10 protein-coding genes, 2 tRNA genes and 1 pseudogene are annotated in these 13,159 nt (G+C 37.1%); 11 read left to right on the top strand and 2 right to left on the bottom strand.

Annotation, left to right across the window (positions count from 1 at the left end):
- Nucleotides 1-21: 21 nt before the first annotated feature.
- Nucleotides 22-3,108 carry a beta-galactosidase, LacZ type gene (gene lacZ, locus KFD70_RS11220; RefSeq protein WP_336450273.1) on the top strand — a complete coding sequence of 1,029 codons (3,087 nt, stop codon included), beginning with the start codon at nucleotides 22-24 and terminating at the stop codon, nucleotides 3,106-3,108.
- 50 nt (nucleotides 3,109-3,158) lie between these two features.
- On the top strand, nucleotides 3,159-4,880 hold the full coding sequence (locus KFD70_RS11215) for an amylo-alpha-1,6-glucosidase (RefSeq protein ID WP_336450272.1): 1,722 nt from the start codon (nucleotides 3,159-3,161) through the stop codon (nucleotides 4,878-4,880).
- A 31-nt stretch (nucleotides 4,881-4,911) separates the two neighbouring features.
- On the opposite strand, the gene KFD70_RS11210 is transcribed toward KFD70_RS11215, so the two are convergent.
- Nucleotides 4,912-5,097 (bottom strand): PspC domain-containing protein, encoded by a 186-nt coding sequence (locus KFD70_RS11210; RefSeq protein ID WP_026593550.1) that lies wholly within the window; start codon nucleotides 5,095-5,097, stop codon nucleotides 4,912-4,914.
- Nucleotides 5,098-5,304: 207 nt separating this feature from the next.
- Nucleotides 5,305-7,128, bottom strand: a complete 1,824-nt coding sequence (locus KFD70_RS11205) for an APC family permease (protein WP_336450271.1) — start codon at nucleotides 7,126-7,128, stop codon at nucleotides 5,305-5,307.
- A 459-nt stretch (nucleotides 7,129-7,587) separates the two neighbouring features.
- Here KFD70_RS11205 and gerE point away from each other — a divergent pair, with 459 nt between their 5' ends.
- The 9 genes and pseudogenes from gerE to KFD70_RS11160 all read left to right on the top strand — a co-directional run.
- Nucleotides 7,588-7,812: a spore germination transcription factor GerE gene (gerE, locus tag KFD70_RS11200; protein ID WP_000659494.1), complete on the top strand. Its 225-nt coding sequence runs from the start codon at nucleotides 7,588-7,590 to the stop codon at nucleotides 7,810-7,812.
- Between the two features lie 190 nt (nucleotides 7,813-8,002).
- On the top strand, nucleotides 8,003-8,818 hold the full coding sequence (racE, locus tag KFD70_RS11195; RefSeq protein ID WP_420792321.1) for a glutamate racemase: 816 nt from the start codon (nucleotides 8,003-8,005) through the stop codon (nucleotides 8,816-8,818).
- A gap of 146 nt (nucleotides 8,819-8,964) precedes the next feature.
- Nucleotides 8,965-10,011, top strand: a complete 1,047-nt coding sequence (locus KFD70_RS11190; RefSeq protein WP_336450270.1) for a GerMN domain-containing protein — start codon at nucleotides 8,965-8,967, stop codon at nucleotides 10,009-10,011.
- Between the two features lie 129 nt (nucleotides 10,012-10,140).
- A complete protein-coding gene (gene rph, locus KFD70_RS11185; protein ID WP_336450269.1) occupies nucleotides 10,141-10,878 on the top strand; it encodes a ribonuclease PH in 738 nt (245 codons plus the stop codon).
- A gap of 11 nt (nucleotides 10,879-10,889) precedes the next feature.
- Complete coding sequence (locus KFD70_RS11180; RefSeq protein WP_336450268.1) at nucleotides 10,890-11,501, top strand: XTP/dITP diphosphatase; 612 nt, start codon at nucleotides 10,890-10,892, stop codon at nucleotides 11,499-11,501.
- A 13-nt stretch (nucleotides 11,502-11,514) separates the two neighbouring features.
- Entirely contained in the window at nucleotides 11,515-12,021 is a 507-nt protein-coding gene (locus tag KFD70_RS11175) for a metallophosphoesterase (RefSeq protein WP_336450267.1), read from the top strand.
- 102 nt (nucleotides 12,022-12,123) lie between these two features.
- A tRNA-Gly gene (locus KFD70_RS11170) sits at nucleotides 12,124-12,197 on the top strand.
- A gap of 1 nt (nucleotide 12,198) precedes the next feature.
- Nucleotides 12,199-12,272 (top strand) — tRNA-Arg (locus tag KFD70_RS11165).
- A 122-nt stretch (nucleotides 12,273-12,394) separates the two neighbouring features.
- Nucleotides 12,395-13,159 (top strand): annotated as a pseudogene (locus KFD70_RS11160) (IS200/IS605 family accessory protein TnpB-related protein); the annotation flags it as partial.

The following is a 13,159-nucleotide window of genomic DNA, read 5'->3' as shown; positions in this document are numbered from 1 at the left end:
AATGCAAAAAGGAGGATCGATATGGGACGTAACATGTTAGAAGACTTAGAAAATGTTCAAGTAACAGGGCGGAATCGCATGGAAGGAAGAGCGCATTTTATTCCATTTCAAACTGAACAAGCGGCTCTATCTTTTACGCGTGAAAGCTCTTCTTATTACAAATTGCTGAATGGAATGTGGAAGTTTTTGTACTTAGAATCCCCAAAGCAACTTCCGGAGAAGTTTTTCTTAAGTGAATTTGATTGTAGTGAATGGGATACGATTCATGTACCTGGGCATTGGCAATTGCAAGGATACGGAAAGCCACATTATACCGATTTATATTATCCGTTTCCAGTTCAGCCACCTCATGTTCCATTTGAAAATCAAGTGGGTTGTTATAAGAATGAATTTTATATACCAGAAGGTTGGAACGGTGGATGTATTCGAATTCGATTTGAAGGTGTGGATAGTGCCTTTCATTTATGGATAAATGGAGAAGAAGTGGGATATAGTCAAGGAAGTCGTTTGACGGCAGAGTATGATATTACATCGTTTGTTCATGCCGGAAAGAATACGATGACAGTATGTGTATATAGATGGTGTGATGGATCGTATATAGAAGATCAAGATATGTGGTGGTTAAGTGGTATTTTTCGTGATGTGTACATTGTGCATGAACCTGCTGTACATATTTATGATATGACTTTCTGTACAACACTTGATGAAAATTATGAAAATGGTGTGTTACAACTAAGTACAAAGATTTGTAACGAACAATTACTGCAAACAAATTATGTAATAGAGTATAAGTTTTGTAATAAGAATGGGGAAGTATTGGATAAACATATATCCTATCTGGACTTACAAGGGGAGAAGGTTATAGAGGACACACATTCATTTTTTGTTAAAAGGCCACAGAAATGGTCTGCAGAAGAACCATATTTGTATATTGTATTGTGTACGATTCGAAATGAAAATGGTGAAGTTGTAGAAGTGATTTCACAGAAAATTGGTTTCCGTATGATTGAGATGAAAGATAGGAATCTTCTTGTCAATGGTATTCCTATTATATTTAAAGGGGTGAATCGTCACGATCACGACCCGGATACAGGGAGATATGTCACATATGAAACGATGAAGCAAGATGTAATGCTTATGAAACAGCATAATATTAATGCGGTGCGAACAGCACATTATCCAAATGATCCACGTTTTTATGATCTATGTGATGAGTATGGTTTATATGTAATTGATGAGGCTGATCTAGAATGTCATGGATTTGAGTTAATTGGTAATGCAAACATATTAAGTGATGATCCTGAATGGGAAAATGCTTATGTAGATCGTGTAGAACGTATGGTGCGTCGGGATCGTAATCATCCTTCTATTATTATGTGGTCACTCGGAAATGAATCTGGGTTCGGTTGTAATTTTATTGCAATGGCGAATAAGTGTAGGGAATTGGACCAATCAAGAATCATTCATTACGAAGGGGATCGAGAAACGAAAGTTGCTGATATTTTTAGTACAATGTATTCTTCAGTCGAAAAGATTATTGGTTATGCAGAAGAAGAAAAGTGGGAAAAACCTCATATTTTATGTGAGTATGCTCATGCGATGGGGAATGGACCAGGTGGATTAAAAGAATATTGGGAAGCGATTTATAGTCATAAAAGATTACAAGGTGGCTTTGTTTGGGAATGGATTGATCATGGATTACGTCAAGTGAATGAAAAGGGAGAAGAGTACTTTGCATATGGAGGTAACTTTGGGGATACTCCGCATAATGGTAATTTCTGCATTGATGGACTACTCTTGCCAGATCGAACGCCATCGCCAGCGTTGTTGCAATATAAGAAAATAATCGAACCTATTAAAGTAGGAGAGATAGAGATACGAAGTGGTAGGATTTCGATACAAAATATATACGATTTTCGCTCATTGAAAGGCTATCGTGTGCAGTGGACTGTCAAAAAAGAAGGCAAAGTGATTGTGAGTGATTCTATAGATGCCCCGCCTTTGTTACCGAAAGAGAGTTGTGAAATTCAGCTGCCTTTTATAGATGATATAGCCCTTCATACAGAAGAGGATTGCTATGTAACAGTATCTATTGTATTAGGAGCAGATACAAATTGGGGCGTAGCAGGACATGAAGTAGCTTGGGAACAATTTTGTATTCCAGCTCTGAAAAAGATAAGAAGAAAAAGAGATTCGAAGTTATATGAGCCAGTAACTTTACAAGAAACAACGGAAGAAATTCGAGTTACTGGTGAGAATTTTGCTATTTCTTTTCATCCTGTAACAGGGCGTATGAAAAATTGGACCTTTAAAGGACAAACGCTTATGGAGGAAGGGCCTGAATTAAATATTTGGCGGGCGACAATTGATAATGATATGTATGTAGTTGAAAAATGGAAAGAACAATATGTACATCTCGTAAAGCATGACGTAGCGAGTGTAGAAGCTATGCAACTTGAAAATGGGAGTATAGAAGTTGTTGTAAAAGGAAATCTTTCTCCGCTTGTTGTGAACTGGAAAATTGCCTTTACTTACACGTATGAAATTGAAAGAAGCGGGGCGATGAAAATAGAGATAAAGCTTAATCCAAGCGGTACTTTACCAGAGATGCTTCCGCGAATTGGGCTTGAGATGCGTCTGCCAAAACAATATCAAAATGTAAGTTGGTTTGGACGTGGACCAGGAGAATCATATGTGGATAGTAAAGAAGCTAACAAAATAGATTTGTATGAAATGACTGTAAAAGATTTATTTTTCCCATATGTTTTTCCGCAAGAGACGGGAAATCGAACAGATGTAAAGTGGGTTTCGTTATATGATCAATATCAGGTTGGATTTGTTGCCTATAGTACGCAAGATTTTAATTTTAGTGCCTTGCCTTACACGACAGAAGATTTAGAGAAAGCAGAGCATTTATATGAATTACAAGAAAAAGAGTTTGTTACATTCCATCTAGATTATAAGCAAAATGGTTTAGGAAGCGCAAGTTGTGGGCCGGCTCAGCTTCTGGAGTATCAGTTGAAGCCGGAGTCATGCCAGTTTGAAGTGTACATTGTCCCTTTTAATGGGGATCATAAGCGAGCTTTTGAGATCGTAAAAGAATCTTAAATTACAAGAGAGCCCTTCTATTGCTAGGGCTCTTTCCTAGGGGGATATAAATGTTAGATTTACAACAAGTTCCATTTAGTCGATACGGTTCTTTTTTAGTTATTTCTTTAAACTATGATAACGGATTACTGATTCGAAACATTCGTGGTGGTGACGATGATTTTGGTGAAGTGTTTAAAATAGAGGTATTAAATCGGAAAGGAGAGGTTTTACCATGTGAAGCAAAGATGTCGCCATCTTTACTAACGCTCCAAACTGTAGAAGGAGATGTGAAGATTTGTTTTTCTCATTCTGATACAATTCGTTTTTATTCGGATCAATTGCATCTACGTTTTATTGGGATTACTAGTTCGTATGATTACTGTATTCCAAATGCACAAGGTGGATGGGAAATTAATAGCTTTTCAAAAGAAATGAGATTTCATTTGTCTGCTATAGAAGGGGTTATGCATATGGATGCCCCGTTTGAAGAACTTCGTTGTAAACATATTATTGTTGATATTTATGCGCAAGATGAAGAATCAGGGATTGATGTAGAACTAACGGAATACAAAACAGTATTGCAAAAGCCGAAGGAGGCAAAGACATTCGTGGAGGCGGTGGATGCTGCTGAAGCGGATTTTGTAAATTGGTTACATCATACATTGGCTGTCCCGAAAGATTTATGGAAAGGAAAAGAGTTGGCAGCTTATATTACATGGTCTTGTATGGTGGAAGCGGAAGGGTATTTGCCGCGAAAAGCGATGTATATGTCAAAAAACTGGATGACGAATATATGGAGTTGGGATCATTGTTTTAATGCGATGGCACTAGCGATGCATCAGCCGACAGTGGCGTGGGATCAATTTATGATTTTCTTTGATAAGCAAGATGAGTGTGGTGTATTACCGGATTATATTAACGATAAAAGTGGGCTATGGAATTGCTGTAAACCACCTATTCATGGGTGGACGCTGAAATGGATGATGGAACATACAAACTTTATAACAGAAGAGCATTTACAAGAAGTGTATGAACCATTATGCAAATGGACGGATTGGTGGTTTACATATCGAGATGATGATGGGGATGGGGTTCCTCAATATAATCATGGGAATGATAGTGGTTGGGATAATAGTACGATTTTTCGCCGTGGTGCTCCTATTGAGAGCCCAGACTTAAGTTCATTTCTCATTTTGCAAATGGAAGTATTAGCGGAAGTCGCAGAAAAACTTGGGTTTGAAGAGGAGGCGAAAAGATGGGAAGAGCGAGCAAATACAACGCTTACTCGTATGATTCAACATTGTTGGAGAGAAAACCGTTTTATTGCCCCGCAATCTGGGAATCATTCATATGAAGTATCAGATAGTCTTGTGTTATATATTCCCCTCATTTTAGGGAAAAGGTTGCCGAAAGAAATCATTGAAAACTTACTTACGGAATTGAAAAAAGAAAATCACTTTCTGACAAAACATGGATTTGCTACAGAGAGTGTAAGAAGCCCCTACTATCGAGACGATGGATATTGGCGCGGACCAATTTGGGCACCGACAACATTTATTATGACTGAGGCTTTACAAGCAGTGGATCAAAATGAGTTCGCGAAGGATATTGCCTCTCGTTTTTGCGCGATGGCAAATAAAAGTGGGATGGCTGAAAATTTTCATGCGCAAACTGGGCAAGGATTGCGTGATTTAGCATTTACATGGACTTCTAGTGTATTTCTTATTTTAGCGAATAAGTATTTGTTAACACAAAAAGAAAGTATGCTCCATCAAAAAGTGACAAGATGAAAGAAAGGCACCGATTGGGCACCGGTGCCTTTTAGTAAGAACGCGGCATAAGCAATAAACAAACGAGGTAAGCTAAAAAACCTGTTCCGAAGCATAGAATCGCAATAACCCAAAGGATACGAATCATACTAGCGCTTATATCGAAATATTCTCCTAAACCACCGCATACACCAAATAACATTTTATCAGTTTCGGATCTACGTAACTTTTTTTCCATTATAAAATCCTCTCCTTTTTAATATCACCATGTTTTTTATTTTATGTATTGATGATACCTTATACTTTTATCTTACATGGAAAAGAATATGGAAACTATCGAATTATATTACATTTTTCTGAAAAAAGATTGCAGTTGTGTAAGGGGTTTTTAGGAATATGCACCTAAATAGAAATGAAAAATGTTCTTTTTAAGTGCATATTGTTGTTATTTTCGAAAGCGATAGGGCGCAGTCGTAACAATAACGTTTTGTTTATATAAAAGATATACGCGTAATAATACACTCGATTGATTGTGTAAAACGTTATGCCAGCTCTTTTTAGTGATGAACTGTGGAATAAGAACTGTAACAAAATGATTCTTTTCCTCTGCCTTATGCTGAATCATTGTAATTAATTTTGCAATAGGTCCCATTAAGCTTCGATAAGATGAGACAAATGTAACAAGGCGAATATTTGGCTGCCACTCTTTCCATTTTTCCTGCATACGTATTTCGCTTTCTCTATCAAAAGCTACATATACAGCGATAACGTGATCACCAATTGTTTCCGCGTAATTGATAGATTGTGCGACTACTTTTGTAATACCGGCGATGGGTACGATGACGACATTACCAGTCATTTTTTTAGGGAGTTTCGTGCAATCAATACGTAACTGTTCCCCCACCGCAACGTAATGATTATGAATACGATGAAAGATGAAAACAATGATAGGTAGGAAAATAAGAACGGACCATACGTGTGTAAATTTAGTAATGAAAAAAATGAGAAGTACAGTTAACGAGATGAGGGCACCTAGTAAGTTTGTTAATAATTTGGGCACCCAGCCTTGTGGTTTTTCGCGTATCCACTTTATAATCATCCCTGTTTGTGACAATGTAAAAGGAATAAAAACTCCCACTGCATATAGTGGAATTAATTGTTCGGTTTTGCCTTGAAAGGCCATAATTAAAAAGATGGAACCGATGCCTAGCGTAATAATTCCGTTTGAATATCCTAAGCGATCTCCACGCATTAAATACATACGCGGCATATATTTATCGGATGCTAAATTAAATGCTAAAAGTGGAAATGCTGAAAAACCTGTGTTGGCAGCTAGCACTAAAATAAGAGCAGTTGTTCCTTGAATAAAGTAATATACAAAATTTCTTCCAAATATATTTGAAGCAATTTGGGACACGACAGTTTCATTATGTTTAGGTGCGATTCCATACCAATATGCTAAAAACGTAATACCGGTAAATAAAACGGCAAGAATCATGCCCATGATAACTAGTGTTTTTGCTGCATTTTTTGCAGCCGGTTCTTTAAAGTTTGGAATTGCATTTGAAATGGCCTCTACTCCTGTTAAAGCGGAACAACCAGATGAAAATGCCTTTAACAAAAGGAAGAGTGTAATTCCAGGCACGACAGTTCCCATTGGTGCATGTAAATTGGCGGGAGCTTGTCCGGAAGAAATCTTAAAAATACCTACAATTATTAAAATAACAAGTGCTAATACAAAGAGATAGACCGGATATGCCAATATCGAAGCGGATTCAGTTACGCCTCGTAGGTTTAAAATTGTAATGAACATTACAAGGATGACTGCGATAGGAACAGTATAGGTGTGCAGTGTTGGAAAGGCTGACGTAATAGCATCAGTTCCAGCAGAAACACTTACGGCTACAGTAAGTATGTAATCAACAAGTAGGGATCCTCCCGCAATGAGCCCGGCATTTGTGCCTAAATTTTCTTTTGAAACAACATAAGCACCGCCTCCGTGTGGATAAGAAAAAATGATTTGCCTATATGATAAAAGGAGTGCTGTTAATAAAATAAGAACCCCAATTGCGATGGGAATGGAATACCAAAAAGCAATTGCTCCAAATGCAGCCAGTACAATTAAAATTTGTTCTGTTCCATAAGCAACAGAAGAAAGGGCGTCAGAAGATAGAATAGCGAGTGCTTTTAGTTTATTTAATTTTTGTTCTCCTAGTGCTGTTGATTTAAGGGGTCTACCGATTAGAAATCGTTTAAAGGTCGAAAACATAATGACACCACCAATACATAAAATTTTGTGCGCAAAGCGGATTGTTATGGACACATATATTCCTAGTTGGTAGTATTGGCGTCTTTTTGGTGAATCTTTCTGGAAAGAAGAAGGTAATAACTGGAGTGAAGGGTCTTAGGTGAGAAAGGAATCTTCCCTTCTGTTCATGAAAAATAAAAAATTGCTCGAGTATTAGGACCTAATGAGAAAAAATCGGATAATTATATGTATTATAAGCATTTTTGAGTCTATTATTTAATAATTTTTTTGATGAATAGCAAATATTGTTTGAAAAAGATTTTTTGGAAGTTCTTACATACATATAGGGCATAAATAACATGCCGAAATTCGCCCATTTTCATTCACCTCCTGCACATATTGTTCATACAATATCTTGACTAAATAAACACCCAACTTACACATATACAGCTCTGGCTTAAGCAAGGAGGGTTATACCAGTTGAAGGAAAAAGCATATCAATCTAAACCTTTATTGACAAAGAGAGAGAGAGAAGTGTTTGAATTATTGGTTCAAGATAAAACAACGAAAGAAATTGCAAGTGAACTTTTTATTAGTGAGAAGACAGTACGCAACCATATATCAAATGCAATGCAAAAGCTAGGGGTTAAAGGACGTTCACAAGCGGTTGTTGAGCTTCTTCGTATGGGAGAACTCGAATTATAAACAGATGAAGTCGACTTTTTTATAAAAGGTCGGCTATTTTTCTGTCTTGCAAATTATGAAGAAAAGGAGCAAAATAAAAAAGTCCCTGGTCTATACAGGTACATATTTAAAAATCTACTAAAAAAGGATGCTTTAGTTTATATGATCTAAAGTATGTAAGATATATTCGTATGCAAAAATAAGATGATGAATGAGAAAATGGGTGATTATGTTGAATAGAGCAATTGGTGTTATTGATTCGGGAGTAGGAGGATTAACAGTAGCGAAAGAGTTAATTCGTCAGCTGCCCAAAGAGCGTATTATATATTTAGGAGATACAGCACGTTGTCCTTATGGTCCACGTTCTCGCGAGGAAGTGCGTCAATTCACATGGGAAATGACAGAGCATTTATTGGCACTTGATATTAAGATGTTAGTCATTGCTTGTAATACGGCAACTGCGGTTGTACTAGAAGAGATGCAAAAGCAATTACCAATCCCGGTAGTGGGTGTCATTCATCCGGGTTCGCGTACAGCCTTGAAAGTGACGAATACGTACCATGTTGGTATTATTGGAACAATTGGAACGGTAAAAAGTGGCGCGTATGAAGAGGCGCTAAAATCTATTAATAATCGTGTTATGGTAGAGAGTTTAGCGTGTCCGCCGTTTGTTGAACTTGTAGAAAGTGGAAACTTTGAGAGTGAGATGGCGTATGAGGTTGTTAGAGAAACGTTGCAACCATTAAAAAATACTGAAATCGATACGCTGATTTTAGGGTGTACACATTATCCGATTCTAGGTCCAGTTATTAAGCGGGTAATGGGGGATAAGGTGCAGTTAATTAGTTCTGGAGATGAAACGGCTCGTGAAGTGAGCACAATCTTATATCATAGTAAGATGTTAAATGAAGGAGAAGAGCAAAGCGATCATCTCTTCTTAACAACAGGGAAAATTGATTTATTCAAAGAAATTGCATCTAAATGGTTTGGACAACCGATTGAAAATGTAAAGCATATTAATTTATAAGTAAAATAGTATATTCGTATGAAAACTCCTAAGAAATTAGGAGTTTTTTATTTTGTAAATTGTAAGATAAGTTTTCATTGCTTGTTCTAAAATGATAAAAAGCTCGTATACATGTAGTACAAACTTAGATTTTAGGGGGAAATGGTATGCCTAAATCCACTTTTAAATGGCTTGTTTGTACGGCAGTAAGCGCAGCTTTACTAACAGGGTGCGGTTTGTTAAATAAGGAGAAAGAGACGGAACAAATTGATCCGCCGAAAAAAGTTTCGTATACAGAAGGTGAGAAGAAAGATACTGCCAAGAAAGGTAAGCAAGAGCAAACGACACAAAGGGAATTATATCTTGTTGATAAAAATGGTTATGTGGTGCCACAAACGTTAGCATTGCCTACTCCAAAACAAAATGAAGTTGTGAAACAAACATTAGAATACTTAGTGAAGGATGGTCCAGTAGAGAACTTACTACCAAATGGGTTTAGGGCAGTTCTTCCAGCAGGTACAACAATGACTATGGATTTGAAAAAGGATGGTACGGCAGTCATTGATTTTTCAAAGGAAATGAAGAGTTATAAAAAAGAAGAAGAACGTCAAATTATTGAGTCAGTTGCTTGGACATTAACACAATTTAAAGAGATTAAACAAGTGAAGTTTCAAATAAATGGTGAAAAATTAGCGAAGATGCCAGTTGCTGGTACACCAATTGGTGAAGGTGTGAGCCGTGCTGATGGCATTAATTTTGATGATGAACAAGTAGCAGATGTCACGAATACGAAGCCAGTGACACTTTATTTCTTAGCGCAAAATAATAAAAAACAGTACTATGTGCCCGTGACGCGCCGTGTAGCAGAGGGGAAAGAACATGAGGTTACGACGGTTATAAATGAGCTTGTGAAAGGGCCGTCTGGTTCATCGTTACTTAATGATTTTAATCCGGATGTTAAGTTGGTTAGTGAGCCAAAACTACAAGATGGAAAGTTAACATTGAACTTTAACGAAAATATATATGCAAACAAAGATAAAAACATGATTTCAAATCATGTGTTACAATCAATCGTTTTATCTTTGACAGAAAAGCAAGGAGTGAAAAACGTTTCTATTGAAGTGAATGGTAAAGCAAATCTTATGAACGAGAAAGGTGAGAAACTAACAAAACCTGTTGATCGTCCACAAAACGTGAATACAGGTAGTTTTTAATCGTAAATAATTTGATATAATTATGTAAGAAAGGGGAATTTCTTTTTGAATTCCCCTTCTTATTGTTATACATATCAGCAATTGAAAATGGGCTATACTAACAGTTAGTAGTTACTAGGGGGTTATTTTATGCGAGTAGATGGTAGACAAGCGGCAGAACTGCGTCATATACGTCTTCATACAAATTATTTAAAACATCCAGAAGGGTCTGTTCTGATTGAAGTTGGAGATACGAAGGTTATTTGTTCGGCAACAATTGAAGAACGTGTGCCGCCATTTATGAGAGGCGAAGGAAAAGGCTGGGTAACAGCAGAATACGCGATGATTCCACGCGCAACAGAGCAGCGTACAATTCGTGAGTCCAGTAAAGGGAAAGTAACTGGTCGTACGATGGAAATTCAACGTTTAATTGGACGAGCATTACGTGCGGTTGTTGATTTGGAAGCGCTTGGAGAAAGAACAGTTTGGATTGACTGTGACGTTATTCAAGCAGATGGTGGAACAAGAACTGCTTCGATTACAGGCGCTTATGTCGCAATGGTATTAGCATTTGAAAAGTTATTACAAGCAGAAAAAGTATCTAAAATTCCAGTGAAAGATTATTTAGCTGCAACGTCTGTTGGAATTGTTGAAGATCAAGGTGTAGTATTAGATTTAAACTATGCTGAAGATTCTAAAGCTGATGTTGATATGAACGTCATTATGACAGGAAAAGGCCAGTTTGTTGAAGTACAAGGAACTGGAGAAGAAGCGACATTTAGCCGTGCGGAGTTAAATGAATTACTTGATGCAGCTGAACAGGGAATTCTACAACTCGTTGAAAAACAAAAAGAAGCATTAGGCAACATCGTATCTCACATAGAGTAGAGGTGGAAAATATGAAACAAGTTGTTGTTGCAACGAAAAACGCGGGGAAAGTGCGTGAATTTGCAGAGTTATTCGAGAGATTTGATTTAGAAGTAAAATCTCTTCATGACTTCCCTCATATAGAAGAAGTCGAGGAGACTGGTGAAACGTTTGAAGAAAATGCAATTTTGAAAGCGGACAGTTTATGTAAACAGTTAAATTCAATCGTTATTGCAGATGATTCCGGTTTAATTGTTGATGCATTGAATGGAAATCCTGGTGTGCGCTCTGCTCGCTATGCTGGTGAACAAAAAGATGACCAGGCGAATATTGATAAAGTTTTAACAGAATTAGATGGCGTTTCGATGGAAAAGCGTACAGCACGTTTTTATTGTGCGTTAGCAGTTGCTTTTCCAGAAGAGGATAAAGAACCAGTTATTGTAAATGGCACGTGTGAAGGGAAGATTTTAGAACAGCCTCGTGGTGAAAATGGTTTCGGATATGATCCAATCTTTTATGTAGAAGAATATAAACGAGCAATGGCTGAGTTAACTTCAGACGAGAAAAATGAAATTAGTCACCGCGGGCGTGCTCTTCGTAAGTTAGAAGAGAAATTTCAAGCGTGGTTTTTAGACGAAGAATAAGGGAGAGAGACCGATGAGGGCTTTGATTGTAAGCGATAGTCACGGTTCTACGAAAGAATTACAGCAATTAAAGGATACATATGAGGGAAATGTAGATGTTATGATTCATTGCGGTGATTCAGAGTTAACACCAGAGCATCCAGATTTACAAGGGTTCCAAGTAGTAAAAGGAAATTGCGATTTCTATAATGGTTTTGACGAAGAAATCATTACTGATGTAGAGGGGATACGTTTTTTTGCTACGCATGGTCATCGGTACAATGTTAAAATGAGTTTGCAAACACTTTTATACCGTGCAAAAGAAGTGGAAGCGAATATTGTTTGTTTTGGACATTCTCATATGTTGGGAGCGGAATTTATTGATGATATTTTATTCATCAATCCTGGAAGTATTTTATTACCGCGTTCCCGTAAAGAAAAAACATTTACTTTGTTAGAAATAAATGAAAATGACATTGAAATTCGATTTGAAACATTAGGTGGAAAAGTTGTCGCACATAAAACTTTTCAAAGAGGATAAGAAAAATTATCCTCTTTGAAAAAAAGTGTTGACTTTATCCTCGTGTGCAAATATAATAAAAATTGTCGATAAGACATCGGCAAAAAAATAAAAACAATATATGCGGGTGTAGTTTAGTGGTAAAACAAGAGCCTTCCAAGCTCTGGTCGAGAGTTCGATTCTCTTCACCCGCTCCATGTCCCAGTAGCTCAGCAGGATAGAGCAACGGCCTTCTAAGCCGTCGGTCGGGAGTTCGAATCTCTCCTGGGACGCTAAAAAAACCTTGTTATTTTTTAATAACAAGGTTTTTTCTTTTTAAAGAAAACGTCTTTTTTAGAACTAACGTTCTATTTGATGTATAATGATCTTATCAAATAAAAAGAGGTGAGAACAGGTGAAGAAAGCGCATTTTTCGAAACGGATCTACAAGATAGATGTACCGCATGAAATGGTAGATGCATTGGCAGAGACAGTCGAAACATTTAATCGAGCGAAACGATTTGCATTTCAAACGATTGTTCGTGAAAAACGTTGGAGCCGTAAGTTGTATACAGACAGTCTTCATCTCGTTCTCAAGCGGAAATATCAATTGAATGATTATTATGCAAACAGTGTAGCGCAAGAAGCAAAGGCATTGTTTACAGGTTTAATGGCGTTACAAAAACGATATGAGAAGCAAACGCAAGAGAAGCTTAAGAAGCTCAAGAAAAAGTTGAAACAAGAACGGACAAAACTAACAAATCTTCGCAAAATCAAACAAAGTTGTGTGAAAGGAACGCTGACGTTTCCGAAAAACACCCGCTTCGCGAAGCACAACAACCTCATCTCCTTATCCCGTAAAAAAGACACCTTAATTTGGCTAAATGAATATCTGTTTGAACACCAATACTTAGATGTGCAAATCAAAAGAATTCAGGCAAAAATTGGTCATCTCACCCACAGACAATCCCGTTTAACCCAAAAACTTTCATCCGATCAAACGCATATTCCAAGCGCAGTATTTGGAAGTAAAAAACTGTTTTGCTCGCAATTTACCATCCGCGAGTTTGTACGTAACCATGACAAATGGAAAACATTATTTTCTCGTGCTCTAAATAAACAACTGATCCTATCTGGTCGGAAAGATGCCAAACATGGCAATTTTGTATTTCAGTATGTG

It is taken from the genome of Bacillus pfraonensis, from assembly GCF_050768835.1.
GTDB lineage: Bacteria > Bacillota > Bacilli > Bacillales > Bacillaceae_G > Bacillus_A > Bacillus_A pfraonensis.
The sequence above is the reverse complement of the archived record's forward strand: the minus strand, read 5'-3'. Positions and strand labels throughout refer to the sequence as shown.